Source organism: Leisingera sp. JC1, assembly GCF_001679925.1.
Taxonomy (GTDB): domain Bacteria; phylum Pseudomonadota; class Alphaproteobacteria; order Rhodobacterales; family Rhodobacteraceae; genus Leisingera.
The window spans coordinates 10,423-28,957 of sequence record NZ_LYUZ01000035.1; the positions used below are offsets into that span (position 1 = coordinate 10,423).

Annotated in this window: 19 protein-coding genes; 3 read left to right on the forward strand and 16 right to left on the reverse strand. The window is 62.5% G+C overall.

Annotation, left to right across the window (positions count from 1 at the left end):
• Positions 1 to 33: 33 nt before the first annotated feature.
• From A9D60_RS04375 to A9D60_RS04395, 5 genes are all read right to left on the reverse strand, one after another.
• Complete coding sequence (locus A9D60_RS04375) at positions 34 to 774, reverse strand: maleate cis-trans isomerase family protein (protein ID WP_065266477.1); 741 nt, start codon at positions 772 to 774, stop codon at positions 34 to 36.
• Entirely contained in the window at positions 771 to 1,838 is a 1,068-nt protein-coding gene (locus A9D60_RS04380; RefSeq protein ID WP_065266478.1) for a pyridoxal phosphate-dependent aminotransferase, read from the reverse strand. Before A9D60_RS04380 ends, A9D60_RS04375 begins: the two co-directional genes overlap by 4 nt.
• Entirely contained in the window at positions 1,835 to 3,487 is a 1,653-nt protein-coding gene (locus A9D60_RS04385; RefSeq protein ID WP_175392890.1) for a hydantoinase B/oxoprolinase family protein, read from the reverse strand. Before A9D60_RS04385 ends, A9D60_RS04380 begins: the two co-directional genes overlap by 4 nt.
• A complete protein-coding gene (locus tag A9D60_RS04390) occupies positions 3,487 to 5,586 on the reverse strand; it encodes a hydantoinase/oxoprolinase family protein (RefSeq protein ID WP_065266480.1) in 2,100 nt (699 codons plus the stop codon). The genes A9D60_RS04385 and A9D60_RS04390 overlap by 1 nt, the downstream gene beginning before the upstream one ends.
• Before the next feature lie 256 nt (positions 5,587 to 5,842).
• The gene (locus A9D60_RS04395) at positions 5,843 to 7,264 is read right to left on the reverse strand and encodes an aldehyde dehydrogenase family protein (RefSeq protein ID WP_065266481.1); all 1,422 of its coding nucleotides are present in this window, start codon (positions 7,262 to 7,264) and stop codon (positions 5,843 to 5,845) included.
• 308 nt (positions 7,265 to 7,572) lie between these two features.
• Here A9D60_RS04395 and A9D60_RS04400 point away from each other — a divergent pair, with 308 nt between their 5' ends.
• Positions 7,573 to 8,982: an efflux transporter outer membrane subunit gene (locus A9D60_RS04400; protein ID WP_065266482.1), complete on the forward strand. Its 1,410-nt coding sequence runs from the start codon at positions 7,573 to 7,575 to the stop codon at positions 8,980 to 8,982.
• Positions 8,983 to 9,010: 28 nt separating this feature from the next.
• On the opposite strand, the gene nqrM is transcribed toward A9D60_RS04400, so the two are convergent.
• From nqrM to A9D60_RS04415, 3 genes are all read right to left on the reverse strand, one after another.
• Positions 9,011 to 9,256, reverse strand: coding sequence for a (Na+)-NQR maturation NqrM (nqrM, locus tag A9D60_RS04405; protein ID WP_019296967.1), 246 nt, complete (start codon positions 9,254 to 9,256; stop codon positions 9,011 to 9,013).
• A gap of 35 nt (positions 9,257 to 9,291) precedes the next feature.
• On the reverse strand, positions 9,292 to 10,338 hold the full coding sequence (locus A9D60_RS04410) for an FAD:protein FMN transferase (RefSeq protein WP_083194100.1): 1,047 nt from the start codon (positions 10,336 to 10,338) through the stop codon (positions 9,292 to 9,294).
• Positions 10,339 to 10,417: 79 nt separating this feature from the next.
• On the reverse strand, positions 10,418 to 10,606 hold the full coding sequence (locus A9D60_RS04415) for a hypothetical protein (RefSeq protein ID WP_065266483.1): 189 nt from the start codon (positions 10,604 to 10,606) through the stop codon (positions 10,418 to 10,420).
• A 112-nt stretch (positions 10,607 to 10,718) separates the two neighbouring features.
• Between A9D60_RS04415 and A9D60_RS04420 the strand changes: the two genes are divergently transcribed.
• Positions 10,719 to 11,243, forward strand: coding sequence for a CBS domain-containing protein (locus tag A9D60_RS04420; RefSeq protein ID WP_065266484.1), 525 nt, complete (start codon positions 10,719 to 10,721; stop codon positions 11,241 to 11,243).
• Positions 11,244 to 11,405: 162 nt separating this feature from the next.
• On the opposite strand, the gene A9D60_RS04425 is transcribed toward A9D60_RS04420, so the two are convergent.
• The gene (locus A9D60_RS04425; protein WP_065266485.1) at positions 11,406 to 11,762 is read right to left on the reverse strand and encodes a cupin domain-containing protein; all 357 of its coding nucleotides are present in this window, start codon (positions 11,760 to 11,762) and stop codon (positions 11,406 to 11,408) included.
• 144 nt (positions 11,763 to 11,906) lie between these two features.
• On the opposite strand from A9D60_RS04425, the gene A9D60_RS04430 reads away from it, so the two are divergent.
• Positions 11,907 to 12,698 carry an AraC family transcriptional regulator gene (locus A9D60_RS04430; protein WP_254656626.1) on the forward strand — a complete coding sequence of 264 codons (792 nt, stop codon included), beginning with the start codon at positions 11,907 to 11,909 and terminating at the stop codon, positions 12,696 to 12,698.
• Between the two features lie 160 nt (positions 12,699 to 12,858).
• Here the strand turns inward: A9D60_RS04430 and A9D60_RS04435 are convergent, their stop codons facing one another.
• From A9D60_RS04435 to A9D60_RS04465, 7 genes are all read right to left on the reverse strand, one after another.
• Entirely contained in the window at positions 12,859 to 13,227 is a 369-nt protein-coding gene (locus tag A9D60_RS04435; protein ID WP_065266487.1) for a MerR family transcriptional regulator, read from the reverse strand.
• A 99-nt stretch (positions 13,228 to 13,326) separates the two neighbouring features.
• Positions 13,327 to 13,725, reverse strand: coding sequence for a nuclear transport factor 2 family protein (locus tag A9D60_RS04440; RefSeq protein ID WP_065266488.1), 399 nt, complete (start codon positions 13,723 to 13,725; stop codon positions 13,327 to 13,329).
• 301 nt (positions 13,726 to 14,026) lie between these two features.
• Complete coding sequence (nqrF, locus tag A9D60_RS04445; RefSeq protein WP_065266489.1) at positions 14,027 to 15,250, reverse strand: NADH:ubiquinone reductase (Na(+)-transporting) subunit F; 1,224 nt, start codon at positions 15,248 to 15,250, stop codon at positions 14,027 to 14,029.
• Between the two features lie 16 nt (positions 15,251 to 15,266).
• Positions 15,267 to 15,875, reverse strand: coding sequence for an NADH:ubiquinone reductase (Na(+)-transporting) subunit E (gene nqrE, locus A9D60_RS04450; RefSeq protein WP_065266490.1), 609 nt, complete (start codon positions 15,873 to 15,875; stop codon positions 15,267 to 15,269).
• Positions 15,875 to 16,528, reverse strand: a complete 654-nt coding sequence (locus A9D60_RS04455; protein WP_065266491.1) for an NADH:ubiquinone reductase (Na(+)-transporting) subunit D — start codon at positions 16,526 to 16,528, stop codon at positions 15,875 to 15,877. The genes nqrE and A9D60_RS04455 overlap by 1 nt, the downstream gene beginning before the upstream one ends.
• Complete coding sequence (locus A9D60_RS04460; RefSeq protein WP_065266492.1) at positions 16,528 to 17,331, reverse strand: Na(+)-translocating NADH-quinone reductase subunit C; 804 nt, start codon at positions 17,329 to 17,331, stop codon at positions 16,528 to 16,530. The genes A9D60_RS04455 and A9D60_RS04460 overlap by 1 nt, the downstream gene beginning before the upstream one ends.
• Complete coding sequence (locus tag A9D60_RS04465; RefSeq protein WP_065266493.1) at positions 17,324 to 18,532, reverse strand: NADH:ubiquinone reductase (Na(+)-transporting) subunit B; 1,209 nt, start codon at positions 18,530 to 18,532, stop codon at positions 17,324 to 17,326. Before A9D60_RS04465 ends, A9D60_RS04460 begins: the two co-directional genes overlap by 8 nt.
• Positions 18,533 to 18,535 lie beyond the last annotated feature (3 nt).

Below are 18,535 nucleotides of genomic sequence, written 5' to 3' on the forward strand. Positions count from 1 at the left end.
GAGTTTTTTTGCAAAGATGAAACAGACGCCTGTTCAGAGCCGATCAATCAGCCGCCCCGGCAGCCCGCCATGCCGCGGCAGCCCAAGTGCCCGCATCAGGCAGAACATCATCGCCTGGTTTGAAGTGACAACCGGCTTGTCCAGATGGGCCTCGATCCGCTCCACCGCTTCAACCGACCGCATGTCGGTGCAACTGAGCACAATGGCCTCAGCCTCCGGGTGGTCGGCCTGGCAGGCGAGATCAAACACCTCCTCCGGGGTCAGCTCACCCTGCCCGTAGTTGCCAAGCTCGCGGCCCACATCGGCGCATTTGACCGTTTCGATTCCGTTCGCGGCCAGAAACTCCATCGCCTGGATGTTGATCTCCCCGAGGTAAGGGGAGGAGAAGCCGACTTTGGCAGCCCCAAGGGCCTTGATCCCCGCCACCAGCGACCCGGCGGCAGTCAGGGAAACCGCACCCGACCCCGCTTTGATCCGCGCCGCCAGGTCCGCATCGAAAGAAGGCCCGTGGGTCAGCGTCGCAGACGTGCAGCCGTAGAGCACAACATCGGGCCGCACGCCCGCAATCATCCGCAGGTCATGGCTGATGTCGGAAGCCCCCAAGCCCGCCATCTGGCCGGCCCCGGGGATCTCCTCCGCGTCGTAACCGCCCATGCGCTGGAAATGCACCGTGGTGCCGGGTGCGCGCATCAGCACCATGTCGGCTTCGAGGTTGGTGTTGGTGAAGGGCACCAGCACGCCGATCCTGGCGCGGCTGCGGGTTTCATGGGTCATTTGACAACTCCTTTCAGCACCGCCAGCGCCCGGTCCATTACAGGCTGGCTGCAAATGGTGGCGCGCAGGCAATCGCCCAGCCCGTAACCTCCCATGCCCCGCATCAGCAGTTTCTCCGCACGCAGCGCCGCATCAGCCGCCTGCGCCTGGCTGGCGGAGGTAAAGCGGATCAGCACGAAATTGGTATGGCTCTGCGGCACCTCCAGCCCCAGCGCGCGGCAGTCTTCGGCAAAGCGGTCCCGGATGGCAGCGGTTTGGGACACCACGTCCCGCATATTCGCCTGATCCCGCATCGCCGCCGCCGCCATTGCTTGCGACGGGATGGAGATATTGTTTGGGTTCAACAGCTTGCGCACTTCCCCCGCGATCTCCGGCGGGAAATACCCCCAGCCGGCCCGCGCCCCAGCCAACCCATAGGCCTTGGAGAGCGTCCGCAGCACCACGGTATCGCCGCGCTCTGCCAGCGCGAAGATCTCGCCCGGATCATCGTCCGCATCAGCAAATTCGGCATAGGCCTGATCGACCACCAGCAGCACATCCGCAGGCAGCCCCGCCCGCAACCGCAGGATCTCGGCATTGGGGATCAGCGTGCCAGTGGGATTGCCCGGATTGCAGACAAAGACAATCCGCACCTCAGGCGTCACCGCCGCCAGGATATCCTCCACCGACACCGTCAGGTCTCGCTCCCGCGCCTTGACGTAGTCCGCCTGCACCTGGGCCGACGCAGACGCCACGAAGGCATAACCGTAATCGGTCCCCAGCACGCGGTCCCCCGGCCCGGCAAAGGCACGGATCAGGCAGCCAATCAGCTCCATCGACCCGGCCCCGCACAGCACTTGGGCCGGATCCAGCCCATGCACCTCTGCCACCGCGGCGCGCAAATCCGGCCATTCCGGATCAGGATAGAGCGGCATCTGCTCCAGCACCGACCGTCCCGCCGCAAGTGCAGCCGGACTGGCAGGGAACGCACTTTCATTCTGGGCAAGGGAAACCACCCCCTCGCCCCCCAGATCCGCCAGCGCATAAGGCGCCATGGCCGCCACATGCGGCACCGCGCGGATCATGTGCCACCCCCATAGGCGCTTGCGCCTTCTTCCGTCACCAACCCGCGTTTCAGATCCAGCGCCAGAGCATCCGGATCGCGTTCCGCCGGGTCGCCAAAGCCGCCGCCGCCGGGGGTTTCAAAGATCAGATAGTCGCCCGCCTCCACCCGCAGCTCGCCCTTGCCCGCAATGTCCTGCCCCCCATCGCGGAACCGGATACGCCCCGGCGCGCCGGGCAAGCCGCCCATGCGCCCCAAGGCCGGGAACTTCAGCCGCTCCACCGACAGGAACACGATAAATGGCGCGCCGTTGGAGGATGTCATCTCGATCCGCTGCCCCAGCCCGCCGCGGTATTTGCCTGCGCCGCCCGAGTCGGGCCGCAACTCGCGCCGCCACATAACGACAGGCGCCACCGCCTCGGTGATCTCCACCTGGCTGCCATAAACGCCCGAGGGATAGGCGGTTGCCGACAAGCCATCCGCATGGGGCCGGGCGCCGGTGCCGCCGTTGTGGACCGGCTCGATGGCAAACTCCCGCCCGCCGTCGCGGGCCACTTCCGGCGCGTGCCGCATCGGCAGGTCAAACATGCAGCTGGCACCCTCCGCCGGAACCTGGTCCGGCAGCGCCTGATGCAGGCAGCCCAGCACCAGATCCGGCGCTACCTGCCCCAGCGTATGCCGCATCGCCACCGGCACCGGGCGCTGCGCATTCAGGATGCAGCCTTTGGGGCCATCCACGGTAAAGGGCGCCAAACTCCCCGCATTGTTTGGAATATCCGGCCCCACAATGCAGCGCAGCGCAAACACCGTATAGGCGGTGGCATAGTTCAGCGGCACGTTGATGCCCTTGCTGGAACAGCCCGAGGTGCCGGTGAAATCCACATGCATACCGCCCTTGGAAACGGTCAGCGCCGCATGCAGCTCCAGCTCATTCTCGTAGCCGTCCATTTTCAGCACATTGCGGTAGACCCCCTCCGGCACCTCCGCGATGGCCTGCAATGTGCCCCGGCGGGAGGTCTCGATGATATAGGCCCCGAGCGCATTCAGATCGCTGAGGCCAAACTCCTCCATCATCCCTGCCAGCCGTGCCGCCCCGGCCTCGCAGCAGGCAATCAGCGCATAAATATCACCCTCATTGGCAATCGGCTCACGGCTGTTGGCGCGGACAATGTCCAGCAGCAGCGCGTTCGGCTCGCCCTCCTCCACCAGCTTGCAGGGCGGGATCAGCAGCCCCTCGTCATAGATGTCAGACCCCTCCGGCCCCATGCCAAGGCCGCCCAGATCGACCAGATGCGAGGTGCAGGAGGTGAAGCCAACCACCCTGCCGCCCTTGAACACCGGCATCATCAGCAGGAAATCATTCAAATGCCCTGAGGCGAGCCAGGGATCGTTGGTCATGTAGATATCGCCGGGCTTCATAGTTCCCGCCGGGAAGCGTTCGCGCAGGTGCATCACTGCCTCTGCCATGGTGTTGATATGGCCCGGCGTGCCGGTGACCGCCTGCGCCAGCATCTGCCCCTGTGCGTCGAAAATCCCGGCAGAGATATCGCCGCATTCGCGCACGATGGGCGAAAAGGCCGCGCGGATCAGGGTCTGCCCTTGCTCCTCGACCACGGCCAGCAACCGGTTCCACATCACTTGCAGGCGGGCGGGGGAAAGATCGGCAGCCATCATGCGCCTCCTTTCTGGTCCTGAGTCAGGACGAGGTTTCCAATTGCATCCGCATGGGCGGAGAAATCCGCCGAGACCAGCGTGGTGGTCTGCGGCTCGGTGATCAGCGCCGGGCCTGGGATGCGGTCGCCGGGTTTCAGACTATCCCGCGGCACAAATGCCGCCTGCTTTTCGCGGCCATCCACGTCGCAAATGATTGGCCGGAAGGCCCCGGGCGTGATTGTCCGCAGCTCCGGCACCTCCGGCACCGGCGGCACCTTTGCATCCGGCGTTGCCACCCGCACCGCCCAGTTCAGGATTTCGATCTTCATCCCCGGCACGGGGCGCGAAAACTGCCTTGCGTATTCCGCCTCAAACGCCGCCGTGAGCGGGCCAAGATCCTGTGCAGTCAGATCACGGTCCGGCAGGGCAATCTCGATCTCATGGCCCTGCCCGCTATAGCGCGTGAAGGCGGTGCGCTGCACCAGCGTTTCAGCATCGCCCGCGCCCTGCGCCACCACCGATTGCGCCTCGTCGATCATCTGGGCAAACAGTGTATTGATGCCGTCCAGATCCAGGTCCTCCAGCAGCGAATAACGCGAGCGCACGATTTCAAAACTGACCGGCGCAAACAGGAAGCCCACCGCCGAACCCACGCCCGGATTGGGTGGGATCACGATACGCGCCACCCCGGCGGAACGCGCGACCCGGGTTGCGTGCAGCGGCCCGTTGCCGCCAAAGGCAATCATCGTGCGCGCGCCCAGATCCTTGCCCGACTCCACCGCGTGCATCCGCCCGGCGCTCGCCATGCTCTCATCCACGATCCGGCTGACGCCGTCGGCAGCGCCAGTGCCATCCAGTTCCAGCCGCGAACCAATCACCCGGCTAAGCGCTTCCTTAGAAGCCTCCGGGTCAATCCGGATATGCCCCTCGGCAAAGGTCTCCGGCACGATATAGCCCAGCGTGATGTCGCTGTCGGTCACGGTCGGCTCCGTGCCGCCGCGCCCGAAGGCCACCGGACCCGGCTCGGACCCCGCCGATTTCGGCCCCACGGTCAGCCGCCCCAGCCGGTCCACCCCGGCGATGGAGCCGCCCCCGGCCCCGATCTCGATCATCTCGATCACCGGGATCCGCACCGGCATCCCCGACCCTTTGATGAACCGCGCCGCGCGGGCGATCTCGAACTGGCGCGAGGTCTGCGGGCGGGCATTGTCAATCAGGCACAGCTTCGCCGTGGTGCCGCCCACATCAAAGGACAGCACCTGCTCCAGCCCTGCCTGCGCTGCAATCCGCGCCGCCAGAATGGCGCCGCCCGCCGGACCGCTTTCCACCAGCCGGATCGGGAACCGCGCCGCGGTCTGAATGGTGCACATGCCGCCGCCCGCGGTCATCATCAGGATCGGGCATTTGACCCCTTCCGCCGCAAAGCGCTCGGCAAACCGCGCCAGATAGGTCTCCATCAGCGGCTGGATATAGGCATTGGCAACCGTGGTGCAGAGCCGGTCGAACTCCCGCGCCTCGGGGCTGACCTCCGAGGAGACCGAGACCGTCAGCCCGGGCCGCCGCTCCGCCAGAATGTCCCGCAGCCGCCGCTCATGGTCCGGGTTGGCATAGGCGTGCATCAGGCAGACCGCCACCGCTTCTGCCCCGCTGGCATCCAGCTCCGCAATCAGCGCCTCAATCGCGCTGTCCTCCATGGGGATCAGCACTTCTCCCGTTGCAGACATCCGCTCCCGAATTGTCAGCGACCGCTCCCGCGGCACCAAGAGGTCCGGCTTCTCCAGGTTGATGTCATACTGGGAATACCGGCGTTCATAGGCGATCTCCAGGATGTCGCGGAACCCCTCGGTGGTGACCGTCGCCACCCGCGCCCCGCGCCGCTCAATCAGCGCGTTGGTCGCCAGGGTGGTGCCGTGAATAAACCCCGTCACGTCCGCCAGGGACCGCCCCGCCTGCGCCATCCCCCGCGCGGCGCCCTCCATTGCGCCAATGCCGGGGTTCTGATGCGTGGTCAGGGTCTTGGTAGAGGCCAGAATAGTATCTTCGCCCGCCACCAGAACGGTGTCGGTGAATGTGCCGCCAATATCAATGGCAAGGCGCAGCGCCTGTGATGCTGTCATGTGTCATTCCAATGTCCGCCGTTGAGAAACCGTCAAAGCCCGCAAAGGGCGGCGGAACTCAGGCAGCAACCAGGTCGCACCCGGTTGCGCGGCGGTCCATGCGTTTTGGAATGAAGCTCTGTGTCATGCCCCCATCCTGAAGAGCCGCTGAGCAGCACGCTTGGCGGATTGCGACACGCAGAAAGTCAGATAGCGGCATTTGACAGGCCAATGGCGGCATCCCTCCCGGCAGTTTCCCGCCGGGAGGAAAGGCTTCTCAGCCGAAATGCAGGGTTTTCACTTCCTGATAATCCTCCAGCCCCAGCATGCCGCCTTCGCGGCCATTGCCGGACTGCTTGTAGCCGCCAAAGGGCGAGCCGTAGTTGAAACCGCCGCCATTGATATGCACCGCGCCCGCCCGCAGCCGGGCGGCGACACGCTCGGCCCGCTCCGGATCGCCGGTCTGCAGATAGGCCGCCAGACCATAGGGCGTGTCATTGGCAATGCGGATGGCCTCTTCCTCGTCCTCGAACGGGATGATCACCAGCACCGGCCCGAAGATTTCCTGCTGCGCAATCGCCATGTCGTTGGTCACATCGGCAAAGACGGTGGGACGCACATACCAGCCCTTGCCCAGCCCCTCGGGCCGGCCAAGGCCGCCTGCCAGCAGGGTGGCGCCTTCGTCGATCCCCTTTTGGATCATGGCCTGCACCCGGTCGTACTGGATGCGGTCGAACATCGGTCCGATGTGATCGCCCTCCTGGCTCGGGTCGCCCACGGCCTGGCCCTCCGCGGCTGCCTTGGCAATCTCCAGCACCCGGTCGTAACAGCTCCGCTCCACCAGCATCCGGGTCGGCGCGTCGCAGCTCTGCCCCGTATTATACATGCATTCCAGCACCGAGGCGGTGACCTTCTCCTCCAGATCGGCATCACCAAACACCAGGTTCGGAGACTTGCCGCCCAGTTCCAGCGTCACCCGCTTCACCGTATCGGCGGCATCCTTGGAAACCGCGATGCCGGCCCGGGTCGAGCCGGTGAAGGACATCATGTCCACGTCCTTGTGCCGCGACAGGCCCGCACCCACTGTCGGCCCGTCGCCGTGGATCAGGTTGAACACCCCTGCCGGATAGCCCGCGTCATGGATCATCTGCGCATAAACGGCTGCGGACATTGGCGTGTGCTCTGATGGCTTCAGCACGCAGGTGCAGCCCGTCGCCAGCGCCGGCAGTACCTTGAGCGCAATCTGGTTCACCGGCCAGTTCCAGGGCGTGATCAGCCCGCAAACCCCGATCGGCTCGCGCACCAGGATGTCGCCGTTGGGCAGGGTTTCACGCAGTTCCTGGGATTTCAGCGCGTCCAGAATGCCCTCCAGATGCCCGATTCCCGAATCAGCCTGGGCGTCCCGCGCCATCGATACCGGCGCCCCCATTTCGGCAGACATGGCCTGTGCCAGCTCTTCGCGCCGTTCCCTGCTGATCTCCAGCAGCCGCTCCAAAAGCGCAATCCGCTCAGCGCGGGAAGTCTGGGAAAAACTCTCAAACGCGCCTTTAGCCGCCGCAACTGCGGCGTTCACATCTGTCTCATCGCCGAGGATGATGGTGCCGATCTGCTCTTCCGTGGCCGGGTTCAAAACGGGAAATTCACGGCTGGAATGCGGCGTCACCCAGGCACCGCCGATATAGAATTTTTGCAGGTCCATCAGACTGTTCTCACTTTTGCACCGCATATGCGGCTTGGGTTGGGCGGAGGTGCATCACACAAGCATGCCGCAGCAACTGCCAGAGGATCACGACGGCGCATTTGATCCGGCAGCCTGCCCGCCTTTTCGGCTGCAGAATAGGCCAAAACCGTCACTTGGCGGGTCCGTTTTCGACAATTCCATGCTGTGGGTTGGGCGCATCAGTGGCAAGTAATCCCGTTCCGCAGCACCTGAACCGCTTCGCGGACGGCCGCTGCCGTGCCTATCCTGCAGGAAAGCCCATGAAAAAGGGCGTCTTGAGGCAAGTTATGAGTAAACCCCGTTGGACAGCCCGTTCCGTGCTGCTCGCAGGCACAGTCCTGTGCGGCTGCACCATTGCCGGCATTGACTACCACCGCCCCGATTTCGCGGTGCCTGCCAGCTATTACCAGTCCCGCAGCTATGCCACCGCCAAAGGCGCCTCGGAAACCTGGTGGCAGGGGCTGAACGATGCCACCCTGAACCGGCTGGTTGCCGCAGGGCTGCAACAGAACCTGGAGCTTAAGGCCGCGAAGGAGCGGCTGATCTCGGCAGAGGTTCTGCGCCGCGGGACAGGCCGGCCGCAGCAGGTCAACGGCGACCTCGAAGGCAGTTCCGTCTTTTCGCGCCGCGAATCCCAGAACGGCTCCACCAGCACCGACACCGCCGAGGTCGGCGCCACCTATGTCTTTGACCTGTTCGGCGAATTCCAGCGCCGCTCCGAACGGGCAGTGGCCGACCGCGACGCGGCGTTTTACCAGATGGCCACCGCCCGGCTGGCCCTCATCGACGCCATCACCCGCACCTATATTCAGGCGCGGTTCTTCCAGCGCGGCGCTGCCGTGACCCGCAAGACGATCCAGCTGCGCCAGCAGATCCTGGCAACGGTGGAAGAACTGCAGGCGGCCCGTACCCTTCTGGCCCTGGACGTGGAGCGCACCAAGCTGCAGGTCGCCAGCGCCAAGGCGGATCTGCCCGGCTTTATCGCCAGCTACGAATCCTCTGTCTTTGCGCTGGCGACGCTTCTCGACCGCGACGCGGCAGAAATCTTTGCGATGATGCAGGGCAGCTATTCGCAGCCTTACCCCGCCAGCCAGCCGGAACTGGGCGTGCCCGCTACCCTGCTGCGCAACCGGCCTGATGTGCTGCTGGCCGAAGCCCAGCTGCGGGGAGCCGCCGCCGATATCGGCATCACCGAGGCGGAGCTTTATCCGTCGCTGGAAGTCTCGGGCTCGGTCCGCGCCACCCGCGGCGCCGGCGCGCTCTACCAGATCGGGCCGGCGCTGAATCTGCCGCTGTTCAACCGCCCGGTGCTGCGTGCCTTCCACAAAAGCGCCATCGCCGAGGCCAAGGCGACCGAGTACGACTACCGCACAGCAGTCAGGTCCGCGGTTGAGGAGGTCCAGTCGCAGCAAAGCAGCCTCCGCGCCGCCCGTGAGCGCACCGCCGCCCAGACCCGTGCCGTCAATCTGGGAGCCAAGGTTGCCGATCTTGCGCGTGAAACCTTCAGGGCCAGCGAAATCACCCTGTTCGACCTTCTGAACACCGAAGAGGCGCTGCGTGACAACGAACTGGCCCTGATCACTGCACGGCGCGACCTGGCGCTGGCCTGGTCCAGCCTGCAGATTTCCCTGGGCAAGGGATGGGCGCCGCACCAGGATCCGGGCAGCGCCGTTGTGGCGGTGAAACCTTCGGAATAAGCGGGAACCGGACCCCGCGCTGCCAGGCTCAGGCCTGCTGCGCCTCGCGCTCCATCTGCTCGACCATCTTGCGGGCGCGCTTGCACTGCAGCTTGTCGCGCAGCGGGCTGTCGGGATCAATGTCCTTGGAGCAGACCACGCATTTGTCGGCACCCGAGATCGCGTTCAGGCCGCCGCAGCTGCCCTTGATCTTCTTGCCCATCAGGATCACCCCCAGCGACATGCCCAGGGTGACAATCAGCAGCAGGATGAAGGCCAGAAGAAAGGTGCTCATGTGGTGTCCCTCGCGGTCTCGCTCAGTACGCGGCGTCAGTTGGCGGTCAGCGCCTCGAACGCGCTGCTTGCCGCTGTCATATAGGCATCCGGCCCGGCTTGCACGTCCCGATCAATGAAAAACACGGCAAGTTTATGCTCCTCCGCAAGCTTCAGCCCGTTTTCGCGGCCCAGAACCAGCATTGCGGTTGCCCAGGCATCCGCCAGCATCGCGTTTTCCGCAATCACCGTGACCGAAGTTGTGGCATGGGTCACCGGCCGCCCGGCAACGGGATCGAGGATATGGGAATAGCGCTTCCCCTCATGCTCGAAGTAATTGCGGTAATCGCCCGAGGTCGCCAGCCCGTGATCGCTGACCGGCACGATCAGCTGCACCGTCTGCGCCGCCGCATCCGGTTTCTCGATGCCGATGCGCCAGGCCTCGCCCTTGGCGTTTTCGCCTTTGGTCACCAGATCGCCGCCGATCTCGACCATGTAATGCTCGACGCCAAAACCCTTCAGCGCCTCTGCCACCGCATCCACGCCATAGCCTTTGGCGATGGCCGACAGGTTGATGCCGGTCTCCGGCGCGGATTTCCTGAGCGTGCCCGCCTCTGCATCCAGCACCAGCAGCCGCGCCTGCCCGACGCCCTCCAGCGCCTTGGCAATGGCCGCGTCCGAGGGCACCGGGTCCTCCGGTTTGCGCGGGCCGAAACCCCACAGCTCGATCAGCGGGCCCAGGGTCACATCGAACTTGCCGCCGGTCTTGGCATGCACGTCACCCGCCGCGGCCAGCACATGGGCAAACTCCGGCGACACCCGCACCGGCGCCGTGCTGCGCTCAGCTGAGAAGGTGGAGACCTCGGATGCCGGATCCCAGTTCGACATCTTGGCATTGACCGCCGCCAGGGTGCCCTCCACCGCGGATCCCAGCGCCCCGGCGTCCAGATCCTCGCCAACCGCAATCACGCTGTACGTGGTGCCCATGGTTTCACCCGTCAGCCGCACCTCTTCCGGCTCAGAGCCGAACCAGCAGCCGGACACGGCCAGCACCGCGGGCAGTGTCAGGGCGATCAGGAACTTTCTGGGCATCAGGCTGGGCATTCAGCAACCTCCGGCAGCAAAACTGGCGCAGCTATGCCCCTGCCCCGCCGCAGAGTCAAACGGAGCGCCGGGGCAGGCCTCAGAACTTCAAGGGCAGAAAGGCCAGCGCCAGCAGACCTGCCGCGGCCGGCAGCCCGTACAGCCAGGCCCGGAACCGCGTGTTGGGTGCTTCACTCTTCCAGTTCTGCCGGTACAGATGGCCGCAGACCACCACCAGGAACACGGTCAGCGCGCCGGTCACGGGGGTCAGGTAGAGGGTTTCGAACATGTTGTTTTCCCGCCGTTGTTAGCGCTCGCGTCATTTCGCCCCTTCCCGGATCATAATCCGCCGTTAAGATGGGGGTATGACCTGATGCAGGATACAGGAGGAGACCCCGCGCATGGCACCGTTCTCATACCAGCCTCCCACCCGGGGCGACAAGGCCGGGCAGGAAAGCCACAGCCAGTCGGCCGAGTCGAATTTGTCGCACGGCCAATCGACAGTCGCCAGTCTGCTGGAGGCAAAGGGCGACGCGATCTTTGCGATCCGCCCCAATGACACGGTCGGCCACGCGGTCGAGGCGCTGAAGGAGAAACGCATCGGCGCGCTGGTGGTCACCGACCAGAACGGCGCGCTGCAGGGTATCCTGTCTGAACGTGACATCGTGCGCCGCCTGGCGGACACCCCAGGCCACACCCTGCCGCAGCTGGTTGAGGAGATCATGACCCGCGAAGTCAAGACCTGCGCGCCGGACGACCTGCTGATTGATGTGGCCAAGGTGATGAACGAGGGCCGCTTCCGCCACCTCCCGGTTCTGAAAGACGGCAAACTGGCCGGCATGATCACCGTCGGCGACGTGGTGAACTTCCGCCTGAAGGAGCTGGAATACGAAGCCCTGCGCATGAAGCAGATGATCGTCGGCTGAGGCTTATACCAAGTGGTCCGCCTTCGGGCGGATCACTTCTGGAAGCAGGCTTTGCTGCCTCTTGCCGCCATTCTCACGTGATGCAGTAGAGCACCGGTTTGAGCTCACTTTGACTGATACTGCGGCGGGGACGGACGTCGGCTATCCCGCCGCCAGAATTTATCAGATACGGGTCTTTGGCGCTGCTTCGCGATCTGAGTCACCCGAATTGGGTTCTCCTTTTGGTTCGATCAGAAGCACCTTCACTTCGGTTTCCGCCCTTGGCCGATGAACCACGCCCTTCGGCACGACGAACAATTCGCCCGCCTTGATGGTGCGCGATTGTTCCCCTTCAATGTCCATCTGCATCTCACCTTCCAAAACATAGAAAAAGTCATCGGTGGTATCGTGTTTGTGGAATGGATACTCACCCATGAACTTTACCACCATAACCTCGTTTTCGTTGTAGTCAGCGACAACATGCGGATCCCAATGCGTTGAAAAATGAGACAACTTCTCCGCAAGATTTACTGATTTCATTGGCGATTTCCTTCTTTGTAATGGTTCTGGTATATCTTCGAAGCTATTGGGAGATTTTTCATCCACAACGAACAACGATCCAAGGAAGCAAGATCACAAGACCTGACACCAGGTCTTGAACGATCGTGCGCGAATGATTGGGTAGTGGCTGCTCCTTGGCAAACCGGCATTCAGAGGATCGAGGCGTATTTCTCTGGAGAGGCCTACGCACCACATCGCCATGATACCTATTCGATTGGATACACAATCAAGGGCGTCCAGAGCTTTGACTATCGCGGTGCGCGTACCGACAGTGTTGCAGGGCAGGTGATTGTTCTTCACCCCGACGAGATTCATACGGGTGAGGCCGGAACAGAAGCCGGATTTCACTATCGCATGCTGTATGTTGAACCTTCGTTGGTGCGTGAAGCGCTAGGGGAGCGAGCCTGTGCACTTCCGTTTCTGCGTGACGCTGTTTTAACCGATCCGCTTTTGATGCAAGCTATCCACGCCGCGTTTACTGATATGGATACTTCTCTTGAGGCAGTAGCGATTGACGAACTGACAGTGTTGCTGGCGGATGGATTGCTTGCCAATGACGATTCCGCTCGGCGAACAACTCGGCATTTGATTGACTTCAATGCAACCAATCGCGCGAAAGAATATTTGGACGGCAACCTTGATCAGGTTGTTCAATCGAAAGAGCTGGAAAAAGTCTCTGGCTTAGACCGCTATGCGCTGTCGCGCCAGTTTCGAAGGGCATTTGGAACAAGCCCGTATCGGTATCTGACGATGCGCCGACTAGATCAGGCGCGTGGTGACATTGCAGACGGCGTACCCTTGGTTGAAGCAGCTATGCGGGCAGGTTTCAGTGACCAGCCGCACATGACGCGGCAATTCAAAGCAGGCTACGGGATTTCACCGGGTCAGTGGCAACGATTGGTTCACAAAAACTAAGAATTTGAACAAAGCCGACCTTCGTTGGATCGTCGCGGAGGTCCGCAACGTCCGCACTCAATTTCTGGCATGTCCCGTTCTGAAGGCCCGGTTCACCCCTGAATAGCCTGCCAGCCAGCGATCAAAGGGTCTGTGAGTTTTGCCCTGGCCACAGCGCGGTTCAGTGACTGCTTTGGTCAGAAAGGCCATCCCGCAGGGCCTGAAGCCTGTCCAGAACAGCCCTGCGTTTCGCCTCAAGCTCCGCTCTGAGCCGGTCAATGTGCTGCAGCTTCTCGGTCAGCTTTTCTATGCCGCCCTCACATGGGCCAGCACCATCGTCGGAAAGGCAAGCACTCATGGAACGGATTTCGCGGGTTGAGAAACCCGTCGCGATGAAATCGCGGATGCGGCCCGCACGCCGCAGATCAGTTTCGCTGTAACTGCGGTATCCATTCTCCGTTCGCCCTACGTCCATCAGGCCTTCATTTTCATAGTGGCGCAACATGCGTTGCGTGATCCCCAGCCGCTCCGCAGCTTCCTTCACCTGCATTAGATTAACCTCCTCGAACCCTGACACATATGGAAATGTTGCTGGTGGCAATCAAGGGAGGACCGGGCGGGTGACCTCAACCGCCCGGTCCCGGACAGATCAGGCCGCCTCTGTGTCCGGCCGGCTGAAATTGACTTCACGGGTTACCTGCCAGCGCCCGTCCTCGAAAATGAAATCAATGCTAAGCTCGATATGCATCTTGGGCCCGCCCACCGGAATTTTCCGGGAAATGAGCACATGGCCGCGATCACCCTGCACGGTGAGGCTGTGAATCTTGGACCACATATGCTCTTCCGGGATTTTGTCTTTGAATGCTTCCGCCAGCATAGCCATAAAGCCTTGCTTTTGCAGAGTGACGAGGCGCCCGTCGATGCTCAAGTCCATCACAACGATATCTTCGTGATAGATTCGATCCAGTTCTTTCATGTTTGCACTTGTGCCGTACTTCATCAGGTCCTGGACCTTGGCATGCAGTGCGTCTGTAGTCTTTTCTGGCATCTGGTGTGATCTCCTATACGCGTCTCAATTGATGTCGATAGAAGTCACGCCTAGCGCGTTGACACTAACGTCAGGGTCAATGGGTTTTGTAGGTACTCACCCAGATTTCTTAGATCCGCCGTTCGGGTTGGATGCAGCATTGGTCGAAGCGGACACAATCAGCCTTGGGTGCACCAAGTGGTGCACAGGGGGTGTACAGGGGGTGCACAGATGCCACCCCCCTCCCCGGCCCGGATTTGAAGACAGCAAAAAGCCCCGGATGTATCCATCCGGGGCTTCCTGTTTTTGCGGTCTCTCCGGCTCAGCCGCCGAAGTCGTCCAGCATGATGTCCTCGCGGTCCACGCCCAGATCCAGCAGCATGTTGATCACCGACTGGTTCATGATCGGCGGGCCGCACATGTAGAACTCGCAGTCTTCCGGCGCCGGGTGGTTCTTGAGGTATTCCTCGAACAGAACGTTATGGATAAAGCCGGTGTAGCCTTTCCAGTCGTCCTCCGGCTGCGCGTCGGACAGGGCGACGTGCCATTCGAAGTTGTCGAACTCCTCGGCCAGCTGGTCGAAATCCTCGACAAAGAACATCTCCTTTTTCGAACGCGCGCCGTACCAGAAGCTGATTTTGCGGTTGCGGTTCTCCAGCCGTTTCAGCTGGTCGAAGATGTGCGAGCGCATCGGCGCCATGCCGGCGCCGCCGCCGATGAAAACCATTTCCTTGTCGGTCTCGCGGGCGAAGAATTCGCCGAACGGGCCGGAGATGGTGACCTCGTCGCCCGGTTTCAGGTTGAAGATGTAGGACGACATCTTGCCTGCCGGAATGTCGCTGCTGCCCGGCGGAGGAGAGGCGACGCGGACGTTCAGCATGATGATGCCCTTCTCGTCCGGGTAGTTCGCCATCGAATAGGCGCGCTCAACCGGCTCATCCACAACAGATTTGTACTGCCACAGGTTAAACCGGTCCCAGTCCTCGCGGTATTCTTCCTGCACGTCGAAATCAGTGTAGGACAGCTGGTGGGCGGGCGCCTCGATCTGGATGTAGCCGCCGGCGCGGAAGTTCACATCCTCGCCTTCGGGCAGCTCCAGCACCAGCGCCTTGATGAAGGTCGCCACGTTGTCGTTGGAGCGCACCTTGCAGCGCCATTTCTTGACGCCGAAGACCTCTTCGGGAACTTCGACTYCCATGTCCTGCTTGACCGCAACCTGACAGGACAGGCGGTCGCCGCAGGCGGCCTCGCGTTTGGTGATGTGGCTTTCCTCGGTCGGCAGGATCGAGCCGCCGCCGGAATGCACACGCACCCGGCACTGGGCGCAGGTGCCGCCGCCGCCGCAGGCGGAGGGGACGAACAGTTTCTCTGCCGCCAGCGTCTGCAGCAGCTTGCCGCCCGCAGGCACCGAGATGGTTTTTTCACCGTTGATGGTGATGTTGACGTTGCCGGACGCGACCAGGCGGGAGCGGGCGGCCAGGATGATGGCCACCAGCGCCAGCACGATCAACGTGAACAGGACAACGCCGAGCGAGAAAGTTTCCATAACTTCAGGCGCTCCCTTACAGTTTGACGCCGCTGAAGGACATGAAGGCCATCGCCATCAGACCCGCGGTGATAAAGGTGATGCCCAGGCCCTGCAGGCCGTCCGGCACGTCGGAATACTTCAGCTTCTCGCGCACGCCCGCCATCGCGGTGATCGCCAGCGCCCAGCCAAAGCCGGAGGAGAGGCCGTAAGTGGTTGCTTCCGCGAAGTTGTAATCGCGTTCCACCATGAACAGCGAGCCGCCCAGGATGGCGCAGTTCACCGTGATCAGCGGCAGGAAGACCCCCAGCGCGTTGTAGAGCGGCGGGAAATACTTATCGAGGATCATCTCCAGGATCTGCACCATCGCCGCAATCACCCCGATATAGGAGATCAGGCCGAGGAAGGTCAGATCCACATCCGGGAAGCCCGCCCAGGCCAGCGCGCCCGGCTTAAGCAGGTAGGTCAGCAGCAGGTTGTTGGCCGGCACGGTGATGGCCTGCACGACCATGACCGAAATCCCCAGCCCCAGCGCGGTGGAGATCTTCTTGGACACCGCGATGAAGGTGCACATGCCCAGGAAGAAGGAGAGCGCGAGGTTCTCGACAAAGATGGCCTTAACGGCGAGTGAAATCAGCCCTTCCATCAGTGCGCCTCCACATTCTGGATTTTATATTCACGCTCTTCCACCTGCTGCGGCTTCCAGGTGCGGAAGCCCCAGATCAGCAGGCCGATCACGAAGAACGCCGAGGGCGGCAGCAGCAGCATGCCGTTCGGCACATACCAGCCGCCGTTGTTCACGGTTTCCAGGATGGTGATGCCGAACAGAGAGCCGGAGCCAAACAGCTCGCGGATGATACCGACCAGCATCAGGATCAGGCCATAGCCCAGGCCATTGCCGATACCGTCGACAAACGACGCCACCGGCGGGTTGCTCATGGCAAACGCCTCGGCGCGGCCCATCACAATACAGTTTGTGATGATCAGGCCGACGAAGACCGACAGGGTCTTGGAGATCTCAAAGGCATAGGCCTTCAGCACCTGGTCCACCAGGATCACCAGCGAGGCGATGATCACCATCTGCACGATGATCCGGATCGAACTGGGGATCTGGTTCCGCAGCATCGAGATGAACATCGATGAGAACGCGGTCACGAAGGTCACCGCCAGGGTCATCACAAAGGCCACCTGCAGGGATGACGTCACAGCCAGCGCCGAGCAGATGCCCAGAACCTGCAGCGTGATCGGGTTGTTGTCGACCAATGGGTCGACCAGCATGTCTTTCTTGGTCTGCGCCATCAGAGCTCTCCCGCTTTAAGGGCGGCCAGGAAGGGTGCGTAGCCCTCTTCGCCCATCCAGAATTTCACCAGGTTGTCCACGCCGACAGAGGTCAGCGTCGCACCAGCCAGCGCATCAATGTGGTGGTCGGGGCCAGCCGGGCCTTGCGCCTTGGCAACGCTGATCTGCAATTCGCCGCTTTCGTCATGCAGCTTCTTGCCGCTCCACAGGGACTTCCAGCGCGGGTTGTCCACCTCGGCGCCGAGGCCCGGGGTTTCGCCGTGCTGATAGAACTGCAGGCCAAAGATGTCGTTGCCGTTTTCCTCAACCGCGATGAAGCCGTAGAGGGTCGACCACAGGCCGTAGCCGTGAACCGGCAGGATCACCTTGTCCAGATCGCCGTTTTCCTCGCGCAGCAGGTACACGGTCTTGTAGCGCGACTGGCGGCCGATGCCTGCCGGGTCGTTGTCAAGCGCACGGCTCAGCTCCGGATCCTGCGCGGCGGCCAGATCGTCGAAATTGGCAGCGTCGAACTGGTCGGTGAACTCACCGGTTTCCAGATCCAGCACCTGCGGCTCAAAGGCAGCGAAGGCCTCCGCCACTTTGATGCCCGGCTCATAAAGGCCGGCCACCTGCAGAACGTTCAGCTGCTTGTCGCGTTTGCGGTTCACTTCCTGCACCGGGCGCAGAGACACCGCGGCGGTGGACACGATCATCGAGGCCACCAGGCAGACGGCAACAGCGATGAACAAAGTCTTGCCGACGGAATCCGGCGATGCGGCCAGGAAGCGGCCAATCAGGCCCTTGCTTTGGGTATCAGCCATGGCGGCGCGCCCTCCGTTTGATGTTGGCCTGCACGACGAAGTAGTCGATCAGCGGTGCAAAGACGTTGCCGAACAGGATCGCCAGCATCATGCCTTCGGGGAAGGCCGGGTTCAGCACCCGGATCAGCACCACCATCACGCCGATGAGGGCACCGTAGATGTAGCGGCCCGCGTTGGTGTGGGATGCGGACACGGGTTCGGTCACCATGAACACCAGGCCGAATGCATAGCCGCCCAGTACCAGGTGCCAGTACCACGGCATCGCAAACATCGGGTTGCTGTCGGAACCGATCAGGTTCAGCAGCATCGAGAAGGCGATCATGCCCGCCAGGCAGCCCACGATCAGGCGCCAGTTGGCGATCTTGGTGAACAGCAGGAAGCAGAGGCCGATGGCACAAGCCAGCGTCGAGGTCTCGCCAAAGCTGCCCTGGATGGTGCCAAAGAACGCATCCGACCATTCAATGCCCTTGGCAGCCAGCGCCTGCACGCCGTCGGCGGCAGTCACACCCAGCGCGGTCGCGCCGGAGAATCCGTCAACCGGGGTCCAGACAGCGTCGCCCGACATGTTTGCCGGATAGGCAAAATACAGGAACGCACGGCCCACCAGAGCCGGGTTCAGGAAGTTCTTGCCGGTGCCGCCAAAGACTTCCTTGCCGATCACCACGCCGAAGATGATACCAAGCGCCACCTGCCACAGCGGCGCGGAGGCCGGCATGATCAGGGTGTAAAGCATCGAGGTCACCAGGAAGCCCTCGTTCACCTCATGGCCGCGCACGGTGGCAAAGATGACTTCAAAGATGCCGCCCGCAACCAGCGTCACGATGTAGATCGGCAGGAAGTAGAGGAACCCGTGCGCGATGTTGGCCATCGGGTTCGCCGCGTCCAGCGAGATGCCGAACATCTGCAGCAGCGCAATCCGCCAGCCGGTGGCCGCATCAGCTCCAAGCGCGGCAATTGCCGAGTTCGCCTGATAGCCGGTGTTCCACATGCCCCACAGAATGCAGGGGATGGTGGCGATCACCACATAGGTCATGATCCGCTTCATATCGACGTATGAACGGGCATGCGGCGCCACGGTGGTGACGGTTTTCGGGGTATAAAGGAAGGACTCCACCATCTCGTAGACGGGGAAGAGCTTTTCGTATTTGCCCCCCTTCTCGAAATGCGGCTCGATCCTGTCAAAGAAGCTGCGCAATCCCATCCG